At 66.0% G+C, this 26,024-nt stretch carries 25 protein-coding genes and 4 pseudogenes; 19 read left to right on the forward strand and 10 right to left on the reverse strand.

Going from position 1 to position 26,024, the window contains the following annotated elements:
• Nucleotides 1-22 precede the first annotated feature (22 nt).
• Complete coding sequence (locus tag M5I08_RS09420) at nt 23-1,090, forward strand: potassium channel family protein (protein WP_219069667.1); 1,068 nt, start codon at nt 23-25, stop codon at nt 1,088-1,090.
• A gap of 62 nt (nt 1,091-1,152) precedes the next feature.
• The gene (gene nudC, locus M5I08_RS09425) at nt 1,153-2,082 is read left to right on the forward strand and encodes an NAD(+) diphosphatase (protein ID WP_219069665.1); all 930 of its coding nucleotides are present in this window, start codon (nt 1,153-1,155) and stop codon (nt 2,080-2,082) included.
• Here nudC and M5I08_RS09430 read toward each other — a convergent pair whose 3' ends face one another.
• Nucleotides 2,083-2,571: a hypothetical protein gene (locus tag M5I08_RS09430; RefSeq protein WP_219069663.1), complete on the reverse strand. Its 489-nt coding sequence runs from the start codon at nt 2,569-2,571 to the stop codon at nt 2,083-2,085.
• 807 nt (nt 2,572-3,378) lie between these two features.
• Here M5I08_RS09430 and M5I08_RS09435 point away from each other — a divergent pair.
• The 5 genes and pseudogenes from M5I08_RS09435 to M5I08_RS09455 form a co-directional block, all read left to right on the forward strand.
• Nucleotides 3,379-3,657 (forward strand): annotated as a pseudogene (locus tag M5I08_RS09435) (DUF6431 domain-containing protein); the annotation flags it as partial.
• Nucleotides 3,658-3,960, forward strand: coding sequence for a helix-turn-helix domain-containing protein (locus tag M5I08_RS09440; protein ID WP_249763331.1), 303 nt, complete (start codon nt 3,658-3,660; stop codon nt 3,958-3,960). It begins immediately after the preceding pseudogene.
• Between the two features lie 112 nt (nt 3,961-4,072).
• The gene (locus M5I08_RS09445) at nt 4,073-4,369 is read left to right on the forward strand and encodes a site-specific integrase (RefSeq protein ID WP_249763332.1); all 297 of its coding nucleotides are present in this window, start codon (nt 4,073-4,075) and stop codon (nt 4,367-4,369) included.
• A gap of 376 nt (nt 4,370-4,745) precedes the next feature.
• Complete coding sequence (locus M5I08_RS09450) at nt 4,746-6,893, forward strand: tyrosine-type recombinase/integrase (RefSeq protein WP_249763216.1); 2,148 nt, start codon at nt 4,746-4,748, stop codon at nt 6,891-6,893.
• Between the two features lie 51 nt (nt 6,894-6,944).
• Nucleotides 6,945-7,871 (forward strand): annotated as a pseudogene (locus M5I08_RS09455) (IS110 family RNA-guided transposase); the annotation flags it as partial.
• 93 nt (nt 7,872-7,964) lie between these two features.
• Here M5I08_RS09455 and M5I08_RS26685 read toward each other — a convergent pair.
• Both M5I08_RS26685 and M5I08_RS09465 read right to left on the reverse strand, forming a co-directional pair.
• On the reverse strand, nt 7,965-8,495 hold the full coding sequence (locus M5I08_RS26685; protein ID WP_219066383.1) for an MmoB/DmpM family protein: 531 nt from the start codon (nt 8,493-8,495) through the stop codon (nt 7,965-7,967).
• Between the two features lie 266 nt (nt 8,496-8,761).
• Nucleotides 8,762-9,088, reverse strand: a complete 327-nt coding sequence (locus tag M5I08_RS09465) for a hypothetical protein (RefSeq protein ID WP_219066384.1) — start codon at nt 9,086-9,088, stop codon at nt 8,762-8,764.
• 74 nt (nt 9,089-9,162) lie between these two features.
• Between M5I08_RS09465 and M5I08_RS09470 the strand changes: the two genes are divergently transcribed.
• On the forward strand, nt 9,163-9,315 hold the full coding sequence (locus tag M5I08_RS09470; protein WP_249763217.1) for a hypothetical protein: 153 nt from the start codon (nt 9,163-9,165) through the stop codon (nt 9,313-9,315).
• Between the two features lie 41 nt (nt 9,316-9,356).
• On the opposite strand, the gene M5I08_RS09475 is transcribed toward M5I08_RS09470, so the two are convergent.
• Nucleotides 9,357-9,701 (reverse strand): DUF6788 family protein, encoded by a 345-nt coding sequence (locus M5I08_RS09475; RefSeq protein WP_219066385.1) that lies wholly within the window; start codon nt 9,699-9,701, stop codon nt 9,357-9,359.
• Between the two features lie 71 nt (nt 9,702-9,772).
• Between M5I08_RS09475 and M5I08_RS09480 the strand changes: the two genes are divergently transcribed.
• The 5 genes and pseudogenes from M5I08_RS09480 (at nt 9,773) to M5I08_RS09500 (ending at nt 15,149) form a co-directional block, all read left to right on the forward strand.
• The gene (locus tag M5I08_RS09480; RefSeq protein WP_219066386.1) at nt 9,773-10,936 is read left to right on the forward strand and encodes a DUF4277 domain-containing protein; all 1,164 of its coding nucleotides are present in this window, start codon (nt 9,773-9,775) and stop codon (nt 10,934-10,936) included.
• Nucleotides 10,937-11,250: 314 nt separating this feature from the next.
• Nucleotides 11,251-11,826, forward strand: coding sequence for a 6-phospho-3-hexuloisomerase (gene hxlB / locus M5I08_RS09485; RefSeq protein ID WP_249763218.1), 576 nt, complete (start codon nt 11,251-11,253; stop codon nt 11,824-11,826).
• A 76-nt stretch (nt 11,827-11,902) separates the two neighbouring features.
• The gene (gene hxlA / locus M5I08_RS09490) at nt 11,903-12,526 is read left to right on the forward strand and encodes a 3-hexulose-6-phosphate synthase (protein ID WP_219066387.1); all 624 of its coding nucleotides are present in this window, start codon (nt 11,903-11,905) and stop codon (nt 12,524-12,526) included.
• A gap of 159 nt (nt 12,527-12,685) precedes the next feature.
• Nucleotides 12,686-14,223: pseudogene (zwf, locus tag M5I08_RS09495) on the forward strand (glucose-6-phosphate dehydrogenase).
• A complete protein-coding gene (locus M5I08_RS09500) occupies nt 14,220-15,149 on the forward strand; it encodes a glucose-6-phosphate dehydrogenase assembly protein OpcA (protein ID WP_219066388.1) in 930 nt (309 codons plus the stop codon). The pseudogene zwf and the gene M5I08_RS09500 overlap by 4 nt, the downstream one beginning before the upstream one ends.
• Nucleotides 15,150-15,167: 18 nt before the next feature.
• Here M5I08_RS09500 and M5I08_RS09505 read toward each other — a convergent pair whose 3' ends face one another.
• Nucleotides 15,168-16,475, reverse strand: a complete 1,308-nt coding sequence (locus tag M5I08_RS09505) for a helix-turn-helix transcriptional regulator (RefSeq protein WP_219066389.1) — start codon at nt 16,473-16,475, stop codon at nt 15,168-15,170.
• A gap of 184 nt (nt 16,476-16,659) precedes the next feature.
• On the opposite strand from M5I08_RS09505, the gene tkt reads away from it, so the two are divergent.
• The 4 genes and pseudogenes from tkt to M5I08_RS09525 all read left to right on the forward strand — a co-directional run bounded on the left by tkt (nt 16,660) and on the right by M5I08_RS09525 (nt 20,977).
• Entirely contained in the window at nt 16,660-18,816 is a 2,157-nt protein-coding gene (tkt, locus tag M5I08_RS09510) for a transketolase (protein WP_219066390.1), read from the forward strand.
• A gap of 90 nt (nt 18,817-18,906) precedes the next feature.
• Nucleotides 18,907-19,185: pseudogene (locus M5I08_RS09515) on the forward strand (transaldolase family protein); the annotation flags it as partial.
• Nucleotides 19,186-19,496: 311 nt separating this feature from the next.
• Nucleotides 19,497-20,543, forward strand: a complete 1,047-nt coding sequence (locus tag M5I08_RS09520; protein ID WP_219066391.1) for a hypothetical protein — start codon at nt 19,497-19,499, stop codon at nt 20,541-20,543.
• Between the two features lie 20 nt (nt 20,544-20,563).
• Nucleotides 20,564-20,977: a hypothetical protein gene (locus tag M5I08_RS09525; RefSeq protein WP_249763219.1), complete on the forward strand. Its 414-nt coding sequence runs from the start codon at nt 20,564-20,566 to the stop codon at nt 20,975-20,977.
• A 41-nt stretch (nt 20,978-21,018) separates the two neighbouring features.
• Here the strand turns inward: M5I08_RS09525 and M5I08_RS09530 are convergent, their stop codons facing one another.
• The 3 genes from M5I08_RS09530 to M5I08_RS09540 are packed head-to-tail and all read right to left on the reverse strand — an operon-like array spanning nt 21,019 to nt 21,507.
• Entirely contained in the window at nt 21,019-21,198 is a 180-nt protein-coding gene (locus M5I08_RS09530; RefSeq protein ID WP_219066393.1) for a hypothetical protein, read from the reverse strand.
• Nucleotides 21,199-21,210: 12 nt separating this feature from the next.
• Nucleotides 21,211-21,357, reverse strand: a complete 147-nt coding sequence (locus tag M5I08_RS09535) for a hypothetical protein (RefSeq protein WP_219066394.1) — start codon at nt 21,355-21,357, stop codon at nt 21,211-21,213.
• Entirely contained in the window at nt 21,358-21,507 is a 150-nt protein-coding gene (locus M5I08_RS09540; protein WP_219066395.1) for a hypothetical protein, read from the reverse strand.
• A gap of 1,114 nt (nt 21,508-22,621) precedes the next feature.
• Here M5I08_RS09540 and M5I08_RS09545 point away from each other — a divergent pair.
• A complete protein-coding gene (locus tag M5I08_RS09545; RefSeq protein ID WP_219066396.1) occupies nt 22,622-22,957 on the forward strand; it encodes a DUF732 domain-containing protein in 336 nt (111 codons plus the stop codon).
• A gap of 512 nt (nt 22,958-23,469) precedes the next feature.
• On the opposite strand, the gene M5I08_RS09550 is transcribed toward M5I08_RS09545, so the two are convergent.
• Nucleotides 23,470-23,790: a DUF732 domain-containing protein gene (locus tag M5I08_RS09550; protein WP_219066397.1), complete on the reverse strand. Its 321-nt coding sequence runs from the start codon at nt 23,788-23,790 to the stop codon at nt 23,470-23,472.
• A 206-nt stretch (nt 23,791-23,996) separates the two neighbouring features.
• Complete coding sequence (locus tag M5I08_RS09555; protein ID WP_219066398.1) at nt 23,997-24,323, reverse strand: DUF732 domain-containing protein; 327 nt, start codon at nt 24,321-24,323, stop codon at nt 23,997-23,999.
• 481 nt (nt 24,324-24,804) lie between these two features.
• On the opposite strand from M5I08_RS09555, the gene M5I08_RS09560 reads away from it, so the two are divergent.
• Nucleotides 24,805-25,977, forward strand: coding sequence for a PPE family protein (locus M5I08_RS09560; protein WP_219066399.1), 1,173 nt, complete (start codon nt 24,805-24,807; stop codon nt 25,975-25,977).
• Nucleotides 25,978-26,024 lie beyond the last annotated feature (47 nt).

A 26,024-nucleotide genomic window follows, 5' to 3' on the forward strand; every position in this document is an offset into this window, starting at 1 on the left:
CGCCCGCTCGAGCCGACGAACTGTGGCCAAAACTAGTCGGCGGCCGGGCGATCTCGACCAGACGCTGACCAAGCGCCCGGCGTATGCGCTGGTCGGAGTGCTGCGGGTTCCGGAACTGCCGATCGGCCCGGTGCGCGCCATCTGGCGGCGAGTGTTGATCGCACTGCTCGCGCTACTGGTCGCGGTGATCACCGTCTACCTCACCCGGGGCGGATACGTAGACGTCCGTGGGGACCGGATGTCGCTTCTGGACTGTGTATATTTCGCGACGGTGTCGCTGACGACCACCGGCTACGGCGACGTCACCCCGTACTCGGAGTCCGCCCGGCTCACCAACATCCTGATCATCACCCCGCTGCGGATCCTGTTCATCGTCGTGTTGGTTGGTACGACGCTTCAGGTGCTCACCGAACGGTCCCGGCAAGCGTGGAAGATTCAGCGTTGGAGGAGCAGAGTGCGCAACCATACCGTCGTGGTCGGCTACGGCACCAAAGGCAAAACCGCCGTCGCCGCGATTCTCGATGACGAAAACAGTCCCAAGGACGTCATTGTCGTCGACACCGACACGACCGCCCTCGGCCACGCCTCCAACGCCGGCCTGGTCACCGTGCACGGCGACGCGACCAAATCCGATGTGCTGCGTCTGGCGGCTGTCCAGCACGCGTCGGCGATCGTCATCGCGACCAGCCGCGACGACACCGCGGTGCTGGTCACGCTGACCGCCCGTGAAATCGCGCCCAATGTCAAAATCGTGGCGTCGATTCGGGAGGCCGAAAACCAGCATCTGCTAAAGCAATCCGGCGCGGACGCGGTGATCGTCTCCTCGGAGACGGCGGGCCGGCTACTGGGCGTGGCCACCACCACGCCCAGCGTGGTGGCGATGATCGAAGACCTGCTGACGCCGGCCGAGGGATTCGCCATTGTCGAGCGGGACGTTGAGCAAAGCGAGGTCGGCGGCTCTCCGCGGCATCTGTCCGAAATCGTGCTCGGGGTGGTGCGCGACGGCCAGTTGCTGCGGGTCGACGCACCCGAGGTCGACGCCATCGAGGCCGGCGACCGGCTGCTGTATGTGCGCAGTCCGAGCACGTGAGCGTGGCGATCGCAAGCGCGGCGGAGCCGGGCGCAGCGTGTCGCCACAGGAGGGTGTAGCAGATGGACTTTCAGTTGCAAAGCGTGCCGTTGCTGTCGCGCATCGGCGCCGACCGCGCCGATGCCGTGCGAACCGACGTCAATGCGGCCGCTGAGGGCTGGCCCGAAGCCGCTCTGCTACGGCTGGACTCGCGCAATCAGGTGTTGGTCGCCGACGGCCGGGTGGTGCTGGGCAGCGCGAAGGCATTGGCCGACAAGCCACCGCCGGATGCGGTGTTTTTGGGCCGCATCGAAGATGGTCGACAAGTGTGGGCGGTCCGCGGCCCACTGGAACCACCCGACGATCCGAACCTGTCAACCGTAGTGGCCGATCTGCGCCGGGCAGGCCAGCTCTTCGACGACGTCGGCGCACAGCTGGTGTCGTCGGCCGCAGCGCTGCTGAACTGGCATGCCAGTGCCCGGTTCAGCTCGGTGGACGGTTCGCCTACCAAGCCGGCCAGGGCCGGCTGGGCCAGGGTCAATCCCGTCACCGGTGACGAGGAATTCCCGCGCATCGACCCGGCAATGATCTGCCTGGTGCATGATGGCGGCGACCGGGCGGTGCTGGCCCGTCAAACGGTGTGGCCGCAACGGATGTTCTCGCTGCTGGCCGGCTTCGTCGAAGCCGGCGAGTCGTTCGAAACGTGTGTCGCGCGGGAAATCCGCGAAGAAGTCGGCTTGTCGGTCCGCGACGTGCGCTATCTGGGCAGCCAGCCGTGGCCGTTCCCGCGCTCGCTGATGGTCGGCTTTCACGCGATCGGCGATCCCGACCAGGAGTTCTCCTTCAACGACGGGGAGATCGCCGAGGCGGCCTGGTTCGCCCGCGACGAGGTGCGCGCCGCGCTGGCGCTTGGTGATTGGAGCAGCGCCGCGGACGCGCCGCTGCTGCTACCCGGATCGGTATCGATCGCGCGGGTGATCATCGAATCCTGGGCTGCGCTCGATGCCGGGTAGTTAAGGACCAAGGTCGGTTGTCAACGATCGCGGTTCGCGTGTCGCGTTTTTCGCTTCCACGCCGCTGATTGAGGCGATGCTGGTGATGGGCGTGCTGGGTTCGGGCCGGTAGGGCTCTTTTTTGTTGTAGCGCGGCAGTGGGGATTTGACCTTGCGCACGCTGGTGCCTGGTCGCCGCGGTGGGAGCACGTCGGCGAGGGGTCGGTCGCCGGGTCGGGATTCGACCGCTGTGAGCACGGCCCGGCGGATCGCCTGGTAGACGGTGAGCAGCGCCCCGCCCGCGCATCTCTCCGTCAGGGTGCCGTGGCACGACACCGACTGGACCGGCCGGGTGTGTGGGAACCCTGGAAGGAACCACTTCTGCTCCGTGCTGAAGAACATCAAGGAAAAGAAGAACTCCGAGATCGAAGCCGAGGACAGCGGGCTGTCGTGGATTGATCTGTCCCGGGACCGGGTCCCGCCCTGCGTGTTTGAGCGCGGCGGGTTCATGCGCGAGTCAACAGCCCCAGGGCGGCTTCGCCGTCCTCCGTGGAGGTTGAAAATTTTTCCCTGATCTCGCGTTGACGGGGGGTCGGGTCGCGCAGGATGTGGTGGTGCGTATCGCGGTCGATCCCGGTCGCTTTGTGGTGCTGCTGAGCCTGTGAGTCAACTGTATAGTGCCGCTACGCGCACCATCGACGCGTCCACCGTGGCCGATGCGGAACTCCTAACCAATCCCTACCTGTTCTATGAGATCGACCGGCGCCGCCGGGACGGCATCGGCCTGGGCATCATCGACCGGGGCATGTTCCCTCGGTTCGCGACCGCCCAAGCAACCCTCGATCTTCACCCCTGCTCCAACCCGTTGCCGAAGCTTCCGACGATCGACGTGTCCGCGCCCTCGGCGGCAAGCTCGAAGAGGTCGGTTTCGGGATCGCATGCCGGGTCGAGGTCCAGGTCACCGAGCCGCTTTCGGAGCCGTGGTTCGTCGAGCAGACGCTCGCCGGGTTCCTCCGAAAATCTGGTCGCTGGGATGAGGAGTTCGGGTACGCCGTTGTACCCGGCGTGGAGCTGTCCACCCAGCCGGTGAGGACGAGTAGACGGTTCATCTCCGGCGGCATGATGACGACGATCAGGGTCTGCCGAGGAACCGACCGGTGGCTGGTATGGCTTTGGTGGTCATGGTGACGGTGTCGATCCGAGGGGACTTGCTGGGGCAGAACCGATTCCGGTCCGGTCGGTATCAACACCAGTTGGCCCCTTCCCGGCCAGGACGTGGTAGACCACGCCGGTGACTCATGTGCGTCCAAGCAGGCGATGATCGTCGTCCGCACCGTCGAATCCGGAGAGCAGGCCGTGGCCGAGGGCCAGCTGGTCTGTCCTCACCGCGGCTGCGGCGGCACCCTGCAGCGGTGGGGCTACGGTCGCCGCCGGCACGTCCGCGGCCTCGGCACACAGGTGATCAACGTGCGGCCCCGGCGGGTGCGCTGCGGCACCTGCCAAACCACCCATGTCCTGCTGCCGGCGTCGTTGCAGCCACACCGCGCGGATGCCACCGAAGTGATCGGCACCGCGCTGGCCAACAAAGCCGCAGGTATGGGGCATCGGCGGATCGCCACCGCGCTGGGGCGCTCACCATCGACTGTGCGTCGCTGGCTGCGCCGCGGACGCGACCATGCTCATCTGACACGGCTATGGCAGTGCGGCGCCCAGCAACTGATCCGGCTTAACGCCGACGCGTTCAATCAGCTGACCGCGGCCGGCAACCCGTTGCGCGACGCGCTCACCATGCTGGCTGCCGCGGCCTGGTGGACGCAGCGGCGGTTGGACATCAATGAACCCCTGTGGACTCTCATCGGCCTACACACCGGAGGCAGGCTTCTGGCGGCACCGGGCTGATTCGCCCTGCGGCTCGATCTACGGGGTCGGGCTTTGCTCTCGCGCGCCCGACTGCCGCCGTCACCGTGAACACCAACGCGCGCCGCCACGGCGTCATGACGCTGCCAGGTTGATGTTCACCCGCGCCAACGCCACGCTGGGGGCGAATTGGTCGCTGCACGATCTTCGCCACACCGCGGCGTATCGGATGGCTCGGGATCCGCAGGTCTCTCTCTGCGACGTGCAATGGGTGATGGGTCACGCCCATCTTTCGACCACGCAGCGCTATCTCAACCCGCTGGCCCAGGACGTGATCGAGGGCGTGTTGGCCTTCCACGCCCGCCGAGCCGAACACGGACCGGTGTCGCCGCCGGCGGCTGGATACCGCGCCGAGAGCCTTCAGATGTTATTCGGTAAGGACGCCGTGTGAACCCCGCTGAAAGCTTGCAAACCCTGCCGCAGCAGCAGACGGCTGCCCCGATAGCGGCAGCACCTGCCCCGGCCGTTACCGGGGCGCAGATGTTGTCCCGGTTTCCGCCGCGGTCGCCGCGGTCGCCGAGGTTGTCGTGGCCAGCGACCGAGGCCGGTCGGTCGGAGGTCCTGAGCAAGCTGCTGACGCCGCCGTTCGCGTTGAATCATGCGGGTAGTCAACAGAAGCGGCGGTTGGCTGTGTTGTCCGTGGTGAGTTGGCTGCAGGCTCAGCCCGGCGATACGTGGCAGGGTCGGTGGCGCTCCAGCGGTGCAGAAGATCAGCGGGACTGGCGGGACCTGGTGGGCGCCGGACCGGGTCCCTGCGCAGCGCCGCGGTGCACACCGGGAAGCCGCCGTCGCACCTGAGTCCCGGTCTGCTGGTGTTGATCTGCGCCGACGTGATCCGACCGAGTCTGGGTTGGATGCTGACCTCACCGCAGGTCCGCCGCAACCTTGCTGTCGAGATGGCCCGCACCCGCGACACCACCACCTTCGCTGAACTCGACAGGATGTGCGCAGCGGGCGACGTGGGCTTGCAGGTCGGCCAGCAGGCGTTGACCCGGATCGCGGTGATCATGGCCGCGAAGGGAGGGACGGTCGGCGACGTGCGGGTCGGGGACTGCTTGGAACTGCTCGCCATCGCCGCGGCGTCTGAGCAACACGACATGCACGCCCGCAGCCCGCTGTTCTATCAGCTGCTCCATGCTCGCGGCGACTGGGGCGAGGACACTCCCGCGGCGATTCAGGTGTTCTCCGGCCGGGGACAGCCCAGCTGCGAGCAGCTCATCGATCGCTACCGGATCCAGTGTCGGCCGGTGCGGGACGTGCTGGTCGACTACCTGCGCGAGCGGCAGCCCTCGGTGGACTTCTCGACGCTGCAACGTTTGGCGTATCTGCTCGGCAAGCTGTTCTGGGCGGACCTGGAGGCCCATCACCCTGGCATCGACTCGCTGATGAGCCTGACACGCGAGGTTGCCGCTGCCTGGAAGCAGCGGGTGATGACCAAAACCAGGACGACCGCTACCGGTGACGGCGGGAAACAAACGCAGGTATCTGCCCGATTGGACGGGCGCAGCGTGATGACGGCGGTCAGGGCGTTCTACCTCGACATCGCCGAGTGGGCCGACGACGATCCGGCTCGTTGGGCGCCGTGGGCGGTGCGTTGCCCGGTCAGCGCCAGCGACGTCTCCCACAAGAAAGACCGATCACAGCGCAAGTCTCGGGTGGACCAACGGACCCGAGAACGGCTGCCGGTACTGCCGGCCCTGACCGCCTGGGTCCAACGCGAACGCGACATCACCGCCGCGGTGCTGCACGCCGCGCGCAGTGCCGCCCCGGGTGCGCTGTTCACCGCGGGCGGGTTGACTCTGCGCCGCTCGGTGATGAAGACTCCGACGACTGGACGGATCTGGGCCGAACATCCCGACAGCGGGCAACGACGTGACGTCAGCTTCGAAGAACACCGCGCATTCTGGACCTGGGCTATGGTAGAAGTGTTGCGGCACACCGGGATACGGATCGAGGAACTGACAGAACTGTCTCACCACAGCCTGATCCAATACCGGCTGCCGACCACCGGCGAGCTGATCCCGCTACTGCAGATCACCCCGTCCAAGACCGATCAGGAGCGGTTGTTGGTGATCTCGCCGGAACTGGCCGATGTGTTGTCCACCATCATCGCCCGCATCCGCGGGGACCAACCGGACGTCCCACTGGTGGTGTCCTACGACAAGAACGAACGCGTCTACAACCCACCCATGCCGCTGCTGTTCCAATGGCGGCGGCGGCTCGAGATACGCGCGGTCTCCGAAACGTCGCCGCGCGGCTACCTCGACCACGCACTCACCGCGACCGGGATCACCGACAGGACCGGCAGTCCGTTGCGCTACACCTTCCACGACTTCCGCCGGTTGTTCATCACCGACGCGATCATGCACGGCATGCCGCCACACATCGCCCAACTCGTCGCCGGGCACCGCGACATCAACACCACCATGGGATACAAGGCGGTCTACCCCGACGAAGTCATCACAGGACACCGGGCGTTCATTGCCCGCCGTCGTGCGCAACGTCCCAGCGAGGAATACCGAACCCCCAGCGACGAGGAATGGGCCGATTTCCTCGGCCACTTCGAACGCCGCAAGGTCGCCGTCGGCGACTGCGGACGCTCCTACGCCACACCTTGCATCCACGAACACAGCTGCCTGCGCTGCCCGCTGCTGCGACCCGACCCCGACGAACGCGGCCGCCTCACCCAAATCCGCGACAACCTCCTGGACCGCCTCGCCGAAGCCGAAACGAACCGTTGGTTCGGCGAGGCCGAGGGCCTCAAAGTCAGCCTTGCCGGCGCCCGCGACAAACTCGCCCAGATGGACCAGATCGCCACCCGCCGCGACACTGCAGTGCGCCTGGGCATACCAACTTTCTCCGACGCCGCCGGACGCGTCAGCCGCAGCGGGCCTGACCACAACCAAAACCACTGACCACCAGCCACTTTCGACGACCCGAGCTTGATCATCGTCTAGTTCGGAGAAGACGTCAGCGACGCGGCGTGGCTGGCAGACCTCGCCGCACACGGGCTGGTTCGCGGGTCGTTCGTCCCGCCGCCGCCGATCCGTGAGTTGCGGGATCTGACCCGCGCCCGCACCGCCCTGGCCCGTGAACGGGGCCGGTTAGTGCAGAAGATCGAGAAAGTCCTGGAAAGCGCCGGGATCAAACTGTCGTCGGCGCCCAGCGACATCACCGCAGTATCGGGGCGGGCGATGCTAGAGGCGTTGATCGGCGGTTGCCGCGACCCCGAGGCGATGGCCGACCTCGCCAAACGGAAACTACGCCGCAAGATCCCCGAGCTGACCGAGGCGCTGGGCGGCCGGTTCACCGAGCATCACGGGTTCCTGATCCGGATGCACCTGGATCTGATCGATCAGCACACCCTGGCATTGGCGAGGGCGGAGGCCCGTATCGAGGAGGCAATGACACCTTTCACGGGAGCCCGGGAGCTGCTGTGCAGCATCCCGGGCTGGTCGACGAAGATCGCTGAGGTGTTCACCGCCGAGACCGGCGCGGACATGAGCGTGTTCCCCACCTCCGCCGAACTCGCCTCCTGGGCCGGGATGTCACCCGGAGCCAACGAATCCGCCGGCAGGGTCAAATCAACCAAGACCCGCCCCGCCAACAGGCGCCTCAAGGCAGCCGTCGGCATCGCCGCATCGGCTGCGGCCCGACCGGCCAACACCACGTTCTTCGGCGCGAAATTCCGCCGTATCACCGCACGGCGTGCACCGATGAAAACGATCGTCGCCGTCGAGCACGCCATGGTCACCGCGGCGTGGCACATGCTGGCCGGCGGCAAGTTCTACCGTGACCCCGGACCCGACTACTACACCCGACGCCGGCCCGAACACATCAAAGCCAACCCCGTCCGACAACTCGAAGCACTCGGCTACCGCGTCATCCTCGAGAACCCGACGCGGCATAGACAAACACAAAACCGACCAGCCGTCACTGACCACGTAGCCGGTTACCGACGCCTGTGCTCACCAGCTGTGGGCACCTCAATTTTCGTAGGAACGCGCAGGTTTGTCGGTTTCGTCGTCGTCACGGTTATACCGGGGAAGATCCTCCTCCCAGCCCATCAATTTCGTGGTGATGATGAACTTGTTGCCGTCGTTGTAGGAGCGGCCCATAGCAGTCGAGCCCATAGCAGTCGATACGTTGACAATGAAATCCCACACGTCGTAGCGATGCCCGATCAACGGCTCCATCACGTCGAGGTCGATCTCGAAGCCCTCTTCGTTTTCCAGCCGATAGAAAGTGCCCGCGTCTTCGACGACGAACGAATCGTCGTCGGCGTACTCGTTCATGAGTTCGGCCACGACTACCTCGATCTCCGCGCTTTTCATCAGACACAGCACCACACGGCGCGACTCCACGACGGGAGCCTCCGCCCCCTCGCCGTACATCCGATCTTGCAGCGCCTGCGGGTCGAATTCGTCGTTCGCGACGCGCTGCGCGGTCGTGATGATTTGGAGCCTGTGCTTGTGGTCGCCAGCCGCCGTTGCCGGCGGTGGATTGTCAAAGGTCATTTTTCTGCTCCATCGAAGGGGGGTGCCGGTAACAATCGTCTCACCGGGTACATGAAGCCCTGTTCGTCCCCGGTGCCCCGGTTTTCAGCACCGCCAGGATCGCCTCGGCCGAACGCGAAAGCAGCAGAGCGACAGACTGTCCCGGACCTGCACCACCTTCGCCAACCCGACGCGTTCGACGTCTCATCGAGTTCCCGGTAGGTCAGCGACCAACCCTCACCCTCGTCACTAAGTGGTTTCGCTCGTAAGTTCGTCGGGGGTCAGGTTTAGGCGGTTGGGTCGTCGAGGTAGAGGCCGCAGGCTGTGTCGAGTGCGTCTTCGGGAGCGCCGGCGGTGAACCCGGTCGGCAGAATCGAGTCTTCGTAGCCGTCCTTGCTGGCGAGGTAGATCGCGAAGCCCCACCGGGCGGCTGATCCGCCGTAGCGCAGCCGCATGAGCGGTAGGCGGTCGCCGTCGGGCAGGCGTGCGCTGACGTAGGCGAAAACACCGCGAAAGCGCACGTCGACGCCGTCGAGCTGGGGCCACCGTTGGTGGGCGTGTGCAGTCAGCCGTTGCTGCAGCGACGTTTTCGTTGATGCGGGCGGGGCGGGCATAGTCAGCGATCGTGCCCGATCGCGTGTCGCTGAGCAATGAAACGCACGTGATGAATGAGGCTCAAGTGGCAATTATGAATCTCACGCCTCGTGGAGCAGACGACATGCCACCCGCCGACCGCATCACCTTGACCGGGTCGCAGCGACGAGAACTCAAACGCCTGATCCGGGCCGGCCGCACCGAGCAGCGCATGGTGATCCGGGCCAAGATCGTGCTAGCCCCGTAATTCGCACATGAGGTGCGGTGGGTCGGCTCGTCATCTGGATCCTATGGTCGCCGGTGCTGCCATCCCTCGGCGTTCTCGGCGATTTGCACCGACAGCGCCTGGAGTTCGGTGATGAGTTCGTGCAGGCGGCGGGAGTTGTCGAACCAGGGCCGGTAGCGCTGCTCCTGTTCGGGGGTGAGCTTGCGGGTGATGGCCTGGCCGTCGCTCTTGCGGATCCAGCTCAGGTACGGGCCGTGCAGGACGGGCGGGTCGGCTTGGCAGTGACAGCCGGGCCGGCCGCAGCTGGTCGTGCGCCGGACGATGCTGCCAGGCAGGGCATAGTCGATCGCGGCCAGCTCGGCGAGGATCTCGCGGACCCGAGCCTGGCGTGGTGTCTGGTGCGTCATGACCCTGATTCAACCTCTGCGCCCCGGCGTGTCACCATCATCTTGAATCCTATATCATTCAAGATGATGGTGTGACATGCCAGCAGGCGACGGTGCGGGTTCGGTACGGTCCGGCCAGCACCGAGCAGGTGCTGGGGGCGTTGCCGGTGGCGGCCGGGTTGTGCCGACGGCTGGACATCGCGGGCATCATCGACCGGGCGGTTCCGGCGCGCGAGATCGCCCACGCCACACACGGGCAGGTGATCGAGGCGCTGATCGCCAACCGGCTGACCGCACCGTCGCCGATGATCCACGTGGCGGCGTGGGCGCGCCAGTTCGCCATCGAGCACGCGTTGGGCCTGGATCCGGGCGTGCTCGACGACGACCGCATCGCGCGGGCGTTGGATGCGCTGGCGCCGGTGGCCGAGCAGGTGACCGGCTCGGTCGGGGCGGCCGCGATCGGGGCGTACGGCATCGACGTGTCGCAACTGCACTGGGACATGACCTCGATCAGCCTCTACGGCGACTACCCGGCCTGTGACACCGACTTCCCGCAGCCCGAGTTCGGTCATCCGAAGGACCGCCGGCCCGATCTCAAGCAGATCCAGGCCGGCGCCGCCACCGCCGCCGGCGGTGCGGTGCCCTACATCGCCGAACGCGACACCACCCGCCCGGCCGAACAGCGCGGCCGCTACCGCGTCGTCGAGGACACCATGACCATCACCGGGCCCCGCAAGAAAGACCCGTCGTACGCGGTGCGCCGGGTGTTCGTCTACTCCTCGGCCCGCGCCGCTGCCGCCCGCACCAAAAAACTCGACCGCGCCCGCGACGACCCTCGACTGGCACTTCGACCAGGCCGCCATCGACGCCGAGGCCGCCACCGACGGCTGGTACGCGCTGCTGACCAACCTGCCCGCCACCATCACCGCCGCGGACGTGGTGGCGCGCTACAAAAACCAGCCCGGCACCAGCGAACGCCGCTACCACGACCTGAAGGGGCCCCTCGCCGCCGCGCCGATGTTCCTGCACACCCACCGGCGCATCGCCGCACTCATCGGCGTGCTCTGCCTCGCCCTGCTCATCTACTGCCTCGTCGAACGCGAAGCCCGCCGCAACCTCGCCCCCGCCACCAACCTCGACGGCCTCTACGCCGGCCGACCCGCCAAACCCACCGCCGGCCTGATCTTCACCGCCCTCGCCACGCTACGGCTGCGAACCGCCACCGCCGACGCCACACCAGAAATAGCGCAGCCTGACGCCCTCCAGCTACGCCTCCTCCACCTACTCCAGATCGACCCACGGCGCACGCGCTAACCCGATCCAGGGCGCACGCGACGACACCGACCCACCGCACCCCATGTGCGAATTACGGGGCTAGCCGCAGCCCGGAGTTGCGCTCATCCGGCGAATCTACCGGGGGAGCGGGAACGCCCGACTATCCTTAAGGGTAGTCAGAACCGTCAGAAATCAGTGTTACCCCCACCCGTTTGCTTCGGGATTATGGGTGTCGGACCAGAAAGCATCCGTTCGGCCGCTACAGGCCTGATGGCCGAATTGAAGGGGAGACATCTTGAGTTTGAAGACAAGTGTCGATGACATTAAGCGCAACCTGCCCCTCGTCCGGGACGAGATCACGGATACCGTGGCCAAGGTCGATGAACCGCAGGTGGCCGACCTCGCGCGCCACCTCTGCCGGCACTCTCGGGTGTTCGTCGCCGGAGCGGGTCGCAGTGGGCTGGTCCTGCGGATGTTCGCGATGCGGCTGATGCACTTTGGTCTGACTGTGCATGTGGCCGGAGACACCACCACTCCGGCGATCAGTTCCGGTGACCTGCTGTTGGTGGCGTCGGGGTCAGGAACGACCTCGGGCGTGGTCAAGTCGGCCGAGACGGCCAAGAAGGCCGGAGCGCGCATCGCCGCGTTCACCACCAATCCGGATTCGCCGCTGGCTGCACTCGCCGACGCGGTGGTGGTCATTCCGGCGGCCCAGAAGACCGATCACGGCTCCAGTATTTCGCGCCAGTACGCCGGATCCCTGTTCGAGCAGGTTCTTTTCGTCGTCACCGAGGCCGTGTTCCAGTCGCTGTGGGACAACAGCGACGAAGAGGCCGAAGAGCTCTGGCTGCGGCACGCCAATCTCGAGTGACCGGGCCGTTCAACCCGCTTCCACACCAACCACAGTTCCATACCCATCGCAGTTCCCAACAGAAAGAAGGCACACAATGAAGCTCCAAGTCGCCATGGACCTCCTGACCACCGAAGCCGCCCTCGAACTGGCAGGCCAGGTTGCCGAATACGTGGACATCATCGAACTCGGCACGCCACTGATCAAGGCCGAAGGGCTGCCCGCCATCACCGCCGTCAAGGCCGCCCACCCGGACAAGATCGTATTCGCCGACCTCAAGACGATGGACGCCGGTGAACTCGAGGCCGACATCGCCTTCAAGGCCGGCGCCGACCTGGTTACCGTGCTTGGCGTAGCCGACGACTCCACCATCGTTGGTGCCGTCAAGGCAGCCAAGGCCCACAACAAGGGCGTCGTCGTTGACCTGATCGGCGTGGCCGACAAGGTCACCCGCGCCAAGGAAGTCCGCGCGCTGGGTGCGAAGTTCGTGGAAATGCACGCCGGCCTGGACGAGCAGGCCAAGCCCGGTTACGACCTGAACGGACTGCTCGCCGCCGGAGCGACGGCCCGCGTTCCGTTCTCCGTGGCCGGTGGCGTGAATGTCGACACCATCCCCGCGGTGCAGAAGGCCGGCGCTGAGGTTGCCGTCGCAGGCGGCGCCATCTACGGCGCAGCCGACCCCGCAAAGGCCGCGAAGGAACTCCGCGCCGCCATCGCCTAGCGATCCGATCAAAGGTGGCGTCCCGCACCCTTAAGGGCGCGGGACGCCACTTTTGCGGCGGGCCCCTGCAATTTTCAGGGGGCGCAGTCGTGGAACTTCTTGCCCGCTCCGGCGTCATCGCGGGCGGGCGCTACCGGTTCGAAAGCTGGAAGCTCCGCCATGTCTGTTACTTATGTTGATTCGAGTGTGAGGTCCGGACACAACCCGCTCCGGGATCCGCGCGACCGTCGGTTGAACCGCATCGCCGGTCCGTCGTCCCTGATCCTCTTCGGAGTCACCGGAGACCTGGCCCGCAAGAACGACCTCGCCAACCGGGGCCTGTTGCCGCCGAGCTTTCCCTGGTGGGTTTTGCCCGGCGCGAATGGGATGCCAGGGACTTCGCCGCCGAGGTCAAGGCGTCCGTCATGGCTTATGCCCGGACCCCGTTCGACGAGGCCGTGTGGAAGCAGCTCTCCGGAGGCATCCGCTTTGTGCAAGGCGAGTTCGACGACGACCAGGCGTTCAAGCGGCTCAGCGCAACGATCGACGAGCTGGACGAGCAGCGCGGCACCCGGGGCAACCACGCGTTCTACCTCTCGATCCCGCCGAAGGCCTTCGAACAAGTCTGCCGCCAGCTGTCCCGGCATGGATTGGCGCAGGCCGAGGGCGGCAAGTGGCGCCGGGTGGTGATTGAGAAACCATTCGGGCACGAACTCGAGTCAGCCCGCCAGCTCAACGACACCGTCGAGTCCGTGTTCCCCCCGGACGCCGTGTTCCGGATCGATCACTACCTGGGTAAAGAGACGGTCCAGAACATCCTGGCCCTGCGCTTCGCCAACCGGCTCTTCGAGCCGCTCTGGAACGCCAACTACGTTGACCCGTCCAGATCACCATGGCCGAGGCCATCGGCACCGGCGGCAGGGCCGGCTACTACGACGGCGTCGGCGCGGCCCGCGACGTCATCCAGAACCACCTGCTCCAGCTCCTGGCCCTGACCGGCCATGGAGGAACCGATCTCGTTCAACGCCGACGACATGCGTGCCGAGAAGGAAAAGGTTCTGGCCGCGGTCGAGCTGCCGGACGACCTGTCGACCCACTCGGCCCGCGGGCAGTATTCCGGCGGCTGGCAGGGTGGCGAGCAGATCCGCGGTTGTCTGGACGAAGAGGGCATTTCGGCCGACTCCGCCACGGAAACCTACGCGGCCATCCGCCTGGACATCCACACCCGGCGCTGGTCCGGAGTGCCGTTCTACCTGCGCGCCGGCAAGCGCCTGGGCCGCCGCGTGACGGAAATTGCCGTGGTGTTCAAGCGCGCACCCAACCTGCTGTTCCGTGATTACGGTGAGGACGACTTCGGCCAGAACGCCGTCGTGATCCGGGTACAGCCCGACGAGGGCGCCACGATCCGGTTCGGGTCCAAGGTCCCGGGCACCCAGATGGAGGTCCGCGACGTCACCATGGACTTCGGCTACGGACACTCCTTCACCGAGTCCAGTCCCGAGGCGTACGAACGGCTCATCCTGGACGTGCTGCTGGGCGAGCCGCCGCTGTTCCCCCGGCACACCGAAGTCGAATTGTCCTGGAAGATCCTCGACCCCTTCGAGGGCTACTGGGCCAGCCTCGACGAACAGCCAGAACCGTACGCGCCCGGAAGCTGGGGCCCCGCCTCGGCCGATGAGCTGCTTGCCCGCGGCGGACGAACCTGGAGAAGGCCATGATCGTAGATCTTCCCGACACCACCACCACGAACATCGCCAAGAAGATCGTGGCCCTGCGTGAGCAGAGCGGTGTGATCGCCCTCAGCCGGGTGTTGACCCTCGTGGTGGTGACCCGTTCCGGGCTCGAAGAGGAGGCCATCGAAGCCGCCAACGAAGCCAGCCGGGAACACCCCTGCCGGATAATCGTCCTCACCGACGGCGGGGCTTCGGCTCCGAACCGGCTGGGCGCCCAGATCCGGGTGGGCGGGGACGCTGGCGCCTCCGAAGTCATCATCCTGCGCAGGTATGGGGAACTCGCCGCCGAGAGTGAATCCCTGGTTGCCGGGCTGCTGCTGCCCGATGCGCCGACCGTGGCTTGGTGGCCGCGCGGCGCACCGAACAACGCCAGCGAGACCTCTATCGGACGCATCGCCCACCGCCGGATCACCGACTCCGCGAACGAGGGCGAACCCCAGGTGGCTTTGGAGAACATCCGGAACACCTACAAGGCCGGCGACACCGACCTCGCCTGGACCCGCCTCACGAACTGGCGGATCCAGCTGGCGGCGGCGCTGGACCATGTGGATGCTTCGCCCGTCACAGCCGTCACCGTCGAGGGCGCCTCGGACTCAGCCAGCACCCTGCTCCTCGCAGCATGGCTCAAGTTGTCTCTGAAGGCTCCGGTTACTGTTGTCGCCGAGCGCGCAGGGACGGGTATCCACAGTGTCCGCCTCTGCCGTGACACCGGGGATGTCCTGTTGTCCCGGCCAGATCGCTCAGTGGCTGAACTGACCCAGCCGGGACAGCCCACGCAGCGGATCTCCCTGCCCCGCCGCACCCTCAAGGACTGCCTCGCCGAAGAGCTCCGCCGCCTCGACCCCGACGGGGTCTTCGGAGAAACGGTTCGTGGTCTCGGTACTTTCAAGGTGCGCCGGAAAGCAGCGTGACATTGACGCCTCAGTGCGTCACCGGAGTCCGTGGCTGTGTGCCAGTGCGATGGCCTCGGTGCGTGAGCCGACGTCGAGCTTCCTGAACAAGTTCCGCACATGGAACTTGACCGTATTCTCGCTGATCCCCAGCATTGCGGCGATGGTGCGGTTGCGGTGTCCGGCGACAAGGTGCTGGAGCACTTCCACCTCCCGGGCAGCAAGGTCCCATCCGGCGACATCTCCGGTCGGGCGTGTCGGCATATCCAAGGGGAGTGTGACGAAGACGTCTGCACCCCAGCGTGGCATGACGTCGATCCGCAGTTGTCCGGAGAGCGCCTGGACCCGGCGGTCCAGGCGGGCGATGCTCGGCGCGTCGGCGGCGAGCATGCCAGGGCCGTCGTCGCGAACGTTGATCAGCAGGTTTTCGCCGTCGCAGTCCCACTGCGTCCGTACCCTGCTGACGTCGGGTTGTTCCATCATGGCCAGCACAAGTCCGCGGACGATGGCCCGTCCCGCGTGGGCAACTTCGCCGGGCAAGGCTCTTCCATCCTGCGGCGGTTCGATGAATTCGATCTCAACGCCGCTGAAGCGCGTGAGCGGCCGCAGATCCTCCCGCAGGCGTTCGAAGGCTATGGCGACGGGCACTTCCACCAGGTCCGTCGTGCGGTCGCTGAGGGTCCGGAGCCCGACCAAGGCCTTGACGGCGAGGTCAGTGACGGTTGAGCGGGCTGATGCATCGTCCAAGGAGGAGGAGCGCAGGGCTGCCAGGAGGGTCTTCAGGGTCGTGGAGTGCAGATCGGTCAGTTCCGCCGTCACGCGGAGGCGTTCAGCTGACGCCGCCCGCGATTCCAGCAGGTACGACGGCGGCGCATCGGCCACTTTCTCCTGAATCCGCTGGGCAGCAATGCGCCACAGATACGTCACCAAGTCCAGCCCGGCGTTGTGCTCTGGATCGGCCGGGTGCGGATCCGTGAGGACGAGGAGGGCACCGCTGGAGGAGTGTTTCATGGCGAGTACGGGGCGGGGCCGGCCGGCGAGCTCGGCTTCCCCGGACCAGGGTGTCTCATCCGAAAGGCCTGCGCGAAGCGTGTCAAGCTCGGCGATGGAGACCCGGGAAATGATCTCTTCCGCGCCCGCTTTCTTCTGCGGCCGCCCCGGGCAGTCTTCCGTGAAGATGACCAGCGCGCTGCTTCCCAAGTAGGGGAGCGTGGCAGCACGTAGCCGCTCCGCTATCTGGATCAGGGGGGCTTCAGCCAATGACGCCACGGCCTGCAAAAGCGGCCACGGCAGGTCTGCAAGGGGCAGGGTGGCTGCCTTCAGGGGCTGGTTGGTGGTTCCGCCCATTCTCCGCAGTCTACCCGGGGTGGAATCGTCCGACCAGTCCTAAAGGGTAGTCAGAACCGTCAGAAAAAAGTGTTACCGCTGCCCGTTTGGTTCGCGATCATCTACGTCAACGCGATCGTCCCAACCAACCAGAAGCATCCGTGCGGCCGCTCCGGGCCGATAACCGAATCGAAGGGGAGAAATCGTGACTCAGACTGCAAGTGCGATCCTTACCGCGCCAAATTCCACACCTTCACCGTTGAACTGGACGGTCGAGGACCAGCACGCTGTGGACACCGTCCGGGTTTTGGCCGCGGATGCGGTGGAGAAGGTCGGGAACGGTCACCCGGGCACGGCGATGAGTCTGGCTCCGGCGGCGTATTTGTTGTTCCAGAAGTTGATGCGCCACGACCCCCGCGACCCTGACTGGGTGGGCCGTGACCGGTTCATCCTGTCGCCGGGCCACTCGTCGCTGACGCTGTACATCCAGCTATTCCTCGCCGGCTACGGGCTGGAGCTGGAGGACCTGCAGTCTTTCCGCACGTGGGGTTCGCTGACGCCGGGCCACCCGGAGTACAAGCACACCAAGGGCGTGGAGATCACCACTGGGCCGCTGGGCCAGGGTCTCGCGTCGTCGGTTGGTTTCGCGTACTCGCAGCGTCGGTTGCGCGGCCTGCTCGACGCCGACGCCGCCCCGGGAACCTCCCCGTTTGACCACACGATCTGGGTGATCGCTTCCGACGGCGACCTGCAGGAAGGTGTGACGTCCGAGGCTTCCTCCCTGGCCGGGCACCAGGAGCTGGGGAACCTCGTCGTGGTCTACGACGAGAACCACATCTCGATCGAGGACGACACCGACATCTCCTTCACCGAGGACGTTCTCAAGCGCTACGAGTCCTACGGCTGGCACGTCCAGCGGGTGGACTGGACCCGGACCGGTGAGTACAAGGAAGACGTGGAAGAGCTCTACTCGGCGTTGCTGGCCGCGAAGGCCGAGACCTCGAAGCCGTCCATCATTTCGCTGCGCACCATCATCGGCTACCCCGCCCCGAAGAAGCAGAACACGGGCAAGATCCACGGTTCTGCGCTGGGCGCCGACGAAGTCGCAGCGGTGAAGGAAGTGCTGGGCTTCGACCCTGCCAAGACCTTCGAGGTCGACCAGGAGGTCCTGGCTCACACCCGCGCGGCAGTGGACCGCGGAGCGGCCGCACATTTCGAATGGGACGAGTCCTTCGAGGCCTGGCAGGCCGCCAATCCGGAAGGCGCCGCGCTCCTGCAGCGCATCGAGGCCAGGGAACTTCCCGACGGCGTCGACGGCGTCCTGCCCGTCTTCGAAGCCGGCAAGGACGTCTCGACCCGTGCAGCATCCGGCAAGGTTCTGAACGCCCTCGGCCCCGTCCTGCCTGAACTCTGGGGTGGTTCGGCCGACCTGGCCGAGTCGAACAACACCACCATCGAGGGATCGCCGTCGTTCATCCCGGTCTCCCGCTCGACGAATGCGTGGAAGGGCAACCCCTATGGACGGGTTCTGCACTTCGGCATCCGCGAGCACGCTGCCGCGTCGATCGTCAACGGAATCTCGCTGCACGGCCCCACCCGCGCGTTCTCTGGCACGTTCCTGATTTTCAGTGACTACCAGCGCCCGGCCATCCGCCTGTCCGCACTGATGGGTGTGCCGTCTGTCTATGTGTGGTCGCACGACTCCATCGGCCTGGGCGAGGACGGCCCGACGCACCAGCCGGTGGAACAGCTGTCGACCCTGCGTGCGATCCCCGGACTGGATGTCGTTCGTCCCGGCGACGCCAACGAGGTTGGCGTCGCGTGGAAGACCATCCTGGAGAACCACGAGAACCCGGCAGGGATCGTGCTGACCCGTCAGAACGTCCCGACCTTTGCACGCGGCGAAGGTGCAGCCGAGGGTGACACCTTCGCATCCGCAGCCGGTGTGGCCAGGGGTGGCTACGTGCTGGCGGAGGCCTCCAAGGACAGCGCTACCGTCCCGGCTCAGGTGCTGCTGATTGCTACCGGCTCCGAGGTCCAGCTGGCGGTCCAGGCCCGAGAAGCACTCCAGGCCGAAGGCATCCCCACCCGCGTGATCTCCATGCCGTGCGTCGAGTGGTTCAACAAGCAGGACGCCGCCTACCGCGAGTCCGTGCTGCCTGCCGCCGTGACCGCCCGCGTCTCGGTCGAGGCCGGGTTGGCCCTGGGCTGGAAGGAATTCGTCGGCGACGCCGGCCGTTCCGTCAGCCTTGAGCACTTCGGCGCCTCGGCGGACTACAAGCGCCTGTTCCAGGAGTTCGGCATCACCGCAGAAGCGGTTGTTGCTGCCGCCAGGGACTCCATCGCCGCCGCAGGCAACTAACCCCTCAACTGCATTGCGGCCGGCGCGCCGCGGGACCGTCCACTGGGCCGTCCCGCGGCGCGACCGCAAACTAGCCAACGTATTCGATATTTGAAGGAAGAAGCGACGACCAACGCAACCCCCACCGCACAGCTTTCGGAAGCCGGCGTCTCAATCTGGCTTGATGACCTCGCCCGCAATCGCCTCGACACCGGTTCGCTGCAGAAGCTGATCCACGAGAAGAACGTCGTGGGCGTCACCACCAACCGGTCGATCTTCCAGGCCGCGATCACCACCGGTAACGACTACGACGCAAAGATCGCCGAACTTGCCGCACGGGGCGCCAACGTCGACGAGACGATCTTCTCCGCGGACACGCCGTCAGCGCGTGATGTTTTTCATTACCGACTTAGGGTGGTCCGTCGAGCGGGGGGATCTTTCTACTCGCGCCTTGCGGCCCATCTGAGCATTGTTTTCTGAGCGCGTCGCCGGCGCGGGCGACTGGGGCGGGTCCTCGTCGTACGAGCCGGTATGCCCACGGTATGCCCTTCCTACTAATGAGGCCGGTCTCGGACCGTCGAGGCGGTGGTCGGGTTGGTCGCGCAGCTTGCGGTGATGCGGTACTTGCGTAGCGGTCCGACGCCGGCCCAAGCGGCCGGTCGCTTCAGCGCGGAGGTGGCAGCCTGCAGGTCGGCGGGCAGGTGGTGCGGTTTTTGGCGGCGCGGGGATTCCCGATCCCGTCTCCGGCGGTGGTCAACCGCAACGGGCAACGGTTCGGGGAGGCGGTGCGCCGCTTCGCCGCCGACAACCACATTCCGGTGGTGCGCTTCGCCAAGGGCGGCCGCACGATCACCGTGATGGGCAAACACCTGGCCAGACAAGAGGCCACCGGCCGGTCCGGGGTGGCCGCGATCGGGGTGGCCCAAGAGTTCCAGCGGGTCGCCACCTGCACCACCAGGGCGGCCCGCAATGGTGGGGCGCCGCACTTCGTGTGGGATCGGGCTGATCGGCGGGTGACGTGCTTTTACCTCTATGTCTGGGACGCCGATTTCGGGTCGGCGTTCATCAAGATCTGCACCTACTTTCCGTACCCGATCAAGGTGTGGCTCAACGGCCACGAATGGGCCAAACGCCGCGCCGCCCAGTCTGGGATCGGGTTCACGCCGCTGGCCAACGGTTTCGCCACCTGCACCGATCACAGCGCGCTACACGAGATCTGCGACCGCCTTGGCCCCGGTGCCATAACGGTGTTCTTTGAGCGGTGGATGTCACGGCTGCCGTTGCCGCTGGGACCGGCCGATCGCGCCGCCGGGTATTGGCGGGAGTTGTCGATGCGCCAAATCCAGGTGTCGCGGACCTTGGTGTTCGACCGGCCCCATGACGGGCGGGTGTTCTTCGAGGAGCTCGCCGCTGACAATCTCGACCCGGGCCGCCCCGAACAAGTAGAACCGATCTTCGGCCGGGCCGTCCGGTCGACGACGACCGGCGTCTTTGCTGCCCGGGTCGTCACCCGCGGCGTCGATGTCACCATCAACGCCGGCTACAAACACTCCCGCGTCAAGGAGTACTTCAAAGAAGGGCGGGCGCTGCGCATCGAGACGGTCATCAACGACCCCACCGATCTCGGTGTGCTGCGACGACTACCCCATCTCGACGAATTGCAGGCCAAAGCCCGTGACGTCAACCGCCGATTGTTGGACCATGAACATGTCGGCCAGGGCCTGCGTCCTTGCGAGTCCAGCCTTTGAGCGGATCGCGCGACCGTCTCTTGTGGACGGCCGCAGGGCCCCAGCCCTACGCTTCGGCGACCCACGGGTCATGGCCCTGGCCGGCCGCCCCGGCCATCACCGCGAACCTGATCGGCGGGTTCAGCAACAAAACACTGCGTCCGCTCATCGCCGCCCAACTCCACGACGAACCCTACCGACAAGGGCGTTGCAGCTACGATCTGCGCCGGCTTCGCCTCAAAGGGCTGATCATGCGGCTTGAACACTCCCACACCTACGTGCTGAGCGGCGACGGGCAACCCTTCGCGATCTTCTACACCAAAGTCCACAACCGGCTGCTGCGTCCACTATTGGCCGCAAACGCGCCACCGGCCCCGCTGCCGCTACGCCAGGCGCTGCGAACCATCGACCGACACGTCAAGGAATACATTCACCACGCCCGCATCCCCGCATAAAAACTCGGCTCACCCGTCAACGGCCTAGCGACCAAGCGTCGCTAGCCCCAGGTGCCCGGGTAGTAGTACACCGCCAGCGCATCCTTGAGAGCAGCGGGCAGCGCCGGCTCGACGAATCCGGTCGATCGCAGGTTCCGTCGGTGCGGTGACGCGAAATCCCACTGCCGTCGGCAGCGCTTGAACCGTGTGCGCTCCCGCGCGGTGATCCGATAGTCGACCATGTCCCCGGCCGCTCAGTGGTGGTGCGGCCCGGGCTCGTCGAGCGGCCACCGGCACCGGTCTGCGGTATTGGCCATCGACTCGAGTTCGGCCAGCAGGTCGTCGAAGAACGCCCGCAGCTGTGCCGGTTCGTCAAGGGGCCAGACCGCGGAAATCGACATCTACACGTCCGGCGCGGCAGTCGCAGGCGGGACTTCGGCGGCCATCACCATTCGCCCGTTGTAGGAGTCGCCGCAGCGCTCCAGGTACACAAGGTCATCGCGACCGGGGCGTGTCGCCACGATCGAGGCGAAAAGTTCATCACGAGTCATGCCGCGCCCCTTCCGCCCAGAATAGGCGCGCTGGCGCGGACGGCGGTCTCCCGCCCGCGGCGCTCATCGCCGGCAACCCCTCGGGGCCCCGGCCAGCGATATCGGCCAACGCCGACGCGATTTCCTCCGGCGGATCTGGCCGACACCACGGTATCGGCGGTGTCGGCCACGCGAAAAAGTCGGTACGGTCGTCACGGCCGTCCTTGTGGGTCTTCATGGCGGATCACCCGAGACCTACCACACGCGGCAGGGACCAGGTGGAGGACCGCCCACACCTGAGCTTCCACAAAGACCGGGTTAACCTCCGATGCCGCACACCGGACGGCGAGTGACGTGAACTTTACCCGCAGCTCAACACCGCGTGAATGATTGCAGCCAACGGGCACATCGCCATGATCTCCGTGCCCGCGCAGCGATATACTCTGTCGCATAAGGTATTTCGGGAAATAACTTTGTTCCCCATAGGGGCGAGCCGGAAAACTTACTGTCGCCGCAGAGGAGACAATGACCGTTGTGAGATCGTTTTTGGCTGCCGGCGGCGCGCCGCGCCCGCCGATGCGGATCCCGGTGACACTGAGCTCTTCAGTTCGCTCCACCACATCGGTGGACAGTTCCCGAACCCGACCGAGGGCATAACGGCGGCAAAGAGGTATGCCGGTATCTGGCGCGGGGACACATCTTCATCCAGCCTTCACGCGGGGTGAAAACGCCAATCCCGAGTTGTCGCTGACGATGGCGCCCAATTTCGTGTCGGTCGCGCGAGCAACATACTGCAATCAGGGCCTCCTCGTTGACGCCGGGATCATCACCCCCCGGCGGCCGCCGCGGTCCTTGTTATTGAGCTGTTCGGAGGGCGCATCGGCAACCTGGCTTTCCCTCAACCACGCCAGGGACTCGGGGTCATGTCAGTGGTGGGATCGAGCCAGGTGAACATGGCGCCGATGGGGCCGTTCCACGCCTCGGCGGACCGTCCGCGGGCCCTGGCGAGGCGACCGTCGCTGGGCGGACTCCCGATTGCGGAGTCGTTGCGAAGATACGCGCGGATCGCGTCCTGCTCTATGCTTTTCCTGACATCGAAGCGCCGGACTGTTCGGATCTCAAGATGGGAGATACGATGCTCGTGGTGAAGCTGCTTTTGGCTGCGGTCGGTGTGATCAGTTTGGCCGGTTTCGCCGCCGTGGCGCACGCAGATGACGACTCCCGCGACGATAATTTTCTGCAGGCGCTCCATGAAGTCGGTATCGGGTTCCCGAGCGCGGATCAAGCTATCGCCAGCGGCAAAGGGGTTTGCTCGTATATCATCGCGGGGCGGCATCCTTTCGACGAAACCGTGCAAAAAGTCGCGGAGGAGAACCCCCAACTATCGCCGAAGCAGGCCCTTCAATTCGTCGATCTCGCAAAGGATGCGTACTGTCCGCCAGGGCCGGCCGGCGGTGGCGGTGGCGGCTAGCCCACGGCTGACCCCGTAATTCGCACACGGGGTTTGAGCAGTCGGCAGAAGAGCCATGCTGGTGGAGTGAAGCAGAATGGTTCGTCAAGTCCCGCCGGCGTTCGGCCCTGGTCGCTCGCCTGGCCCACGTTGAGGCCGGCCACGCAGGCCGCATGACCACGCAGGCCGCATCGGGCGTCCGGCAGCGTGAGACAACCCGCCACCCCAGCCCAGGACCACAGACATGATCCGTTCGTTCACCCGCGACGAAGAACGCGGGACGTCAGGCGACCCAACACCGTTCGGGGCCGCCCGCTGAGCAAAACCAGTTTCGCTCACGTTTGCGCTACTCAACGTCGAAATTCGGCGAACCGTGTGCCCACTATCTGCGGAAGTCGGGTCAGAGCGGGCAACGAGCAGCTAACCCGAAGGCTTTCACGGTGATTCAGTTGCCGCCGAACGTCATTCGTGAATAACGCGCTCCGGGGAGAAGGTTGAGAGGTTGTTCGGGCTGCAACGCCCAAAAGCGGACGTTATGACTGGGCCGCGGCGGGGGGCTGGTTGCAGTAGATCGCTTGAGCGACCGCCACAAATTGCGACGCCTGCGTCACCGACAAGTTGGGGTTGGCGTTTCTCACCCCGCGTGCGGCCTGGTTAGCGGTGTGCCCCTGCGCGACGTAGTCGCACACCTGCCTGGCGCCGCTGATGGCTTGGGCCGGATCCGGATACCGGATCCCGATCTTGTCGAGCGAGCCCAGGAAGGCGGTGTCACCGGGATCCGCGGCGGCAGGCGCGGGCACGCCGATCAAGCCAACCAGCGCGGCGGCGGCCAGAAGCGATTTCACAGCTGTCATTGTTCCCTCCGTGGTAATGACGAGATGTTGGCCGGTTCGCCACGTGACGAACTCAGCGGTTTCTTGAAATGCTTTGCGAGACAAAAGCGTGTCGCCGCGCCCGTGGCGGGACCACGACGATGCGCCCTCCCGTCGGCAGTGTTCAGCAACGTCCGAGGTCTGGGTCTTCGCGCCATTGCTACTCGCGCGATGTCCATCGACAGCCCTTAGCCGCCGGCGCCCGCGGCCGGCAGCTGGGCGGGGCAGTACACCTGTGCGGAGATCGCGACGAATTGAGCGCAGTTATTCGCCGAGAGGTGGTGATTCGAGATCTTCAGCGACCGCGCGATGACGGTCGGCGAACGCCCCCCCGCGAGTCGGGCACACACCTCCTTGCCCATGGAGATGGTGTCCTGCGCATTGGCGTATTCGATGCCGGCCTGATCGAGTTGATCGAGGAATGCGGTGTCGGCGTTATCGGCGTGCGCCGGCGCGCCCAAGCCGATTGCCGCGACCGCACCGGCGACCGTGAATAGCCATCTTGCATGCTTCATAGCTTCATGAGCGTGATCACCGGCGTTTAACCGCGGTGGTGCGTCGGGCGAAGCGCAGGTGAACGTTAGTCGTCATCTTCGTGCGCTGCGCCGCCACGGGGGTCGCCTCGCCGGCTCAAGAGTCGCTATTGCGATCGCGGCGCGACGGTCCTGCTCCTACTCGAAATCACATCCCCACGACCAAATTTCACGCTTCCAGGGAATTGTCAACGTTAAAACAGGAAATTTCCAGCTTGCGGCAACCTTCGATTCACCGCGGCGGGCTTACGTAGCTCCCGTGCGAGAACTGGTTACTTGGCTGGAGGTTCACCGAGCACGCGTCGGTGGCGGATTCTCAAACGCGGGCCGCGGTCATGATCCGCAGCCGCCGCAACCCGCACGGTCGAGAACCCGCACGGTCGGTCCGATCAGATGACGAGCCGCACCACATCGAAATCGGCTGGCGCCACGAAGATCAAGAGCAGGGAGAACGGGAAGCACGATGTTTGTTGATTACAGTTTGTTGCCGCCGGAGATCAACTCCGGGCGCATGTACACCGGGCCCGGAGCGGGGTCGCTGCTGTCCGCCTCGGCGGCCTGGGACTCGCTTGCCGCCGAATTGCACTCTGCGGCAGCCCAATACAGTTCGGTGGTCTCAGGACTGGCTGCCGCGCGGTGGGCAGGCCCGTCGTCGACGGCGATGGCGGCCGCCGCTCAAACGTACGTGACCTGGTTGCACGACACCGCGGTGCAGGCCGAGCAGACGGCCGGCCAGGCCAAGGCGGCTGCGAGCGCTCATGGCGCGGCGCTGGCCGCTCATGTGCCCCCGCCGGTGATCGCGTCCAACCGCTCCCTGCTGAGCGCGCTGATCGCGAACAACTTCTTCGGGCAGTACACCGCGGCGATCGGCGAGACCGAGCGCCAGTACGCGCAGATGTGGGCCCAGGACGCTACTGCGATGCACGGCTACGCCCGTTCGTCGTCGGCCGCTTCGGGACTCACCCCGTTCAGCCAACCGGCGCAGAACACCAACCCTGCCGGACAGGCCGCTCAATCCGCCTCGGTCGCGCAGGCCACCGGCAACAGCACCGGATCGAACCTCCCATCGTGGCTGCAACAGATACTCTCAGATGGCGACCTCGTCAATGGAGACGGCTTAGCTAACCAGGCTGCCGGCTACGGGGGACAAGCATTCGGCAACGGCGCGGCCGCCTGGGCCGATGCCGCGAACGCCCTCAGCAATGCCAACAACGGGGTCGGTCTGTTCACGTGGATAGCAGAAAACCCCGCCGGCCTCTTCGAGACGCTGACCCCGCCGTTCCTGGGACCGGCGGGTTTGAGTTTCGGCGGCACAGGGCTGAGCAGTTTCAGCGGCCCAGCCCTGAGCAGCTTCGGCGGCGCAGGGCTGAGCGCGGGCGTGGGCCAGGCAATCAAGATCGGAGCGTTGTCGGCGCCGCCGACCTGGGCGATGCCCGCCTCGGCGGTCACTCCCGCCTCCTTCACCCTGCCGGTCGCCAGCGCGCCTGCCGCCTCGGGTGTCGTCGGGGGCTTTCCGGGCGGAGCGTTCGGCGAGACCATGCTGGGCACACTGGCCGGGCGGGGTCTTGGTGGCGCGACCGCCCGCGCGGTGTCGCGGCGCCCCAGTGTGGTGCCCCGGTCGCCCGCGGCCGGCTGACCGGACTGTCCCGTCGGAGATTTTCGCACCCGCCTAACACGAGAGCG

It is taken from the genome of Candidatus Mycobacterium methanotrophicum (assembly GCF_023515995.1).
Classification (GTDB): domain Bacteria; phylum Actinomycetota; class Actinomycetes; order Mycobacteriales; family Mycobacteriaceae; genus Mycobacterium; species Mycobacterium methanotrophicum.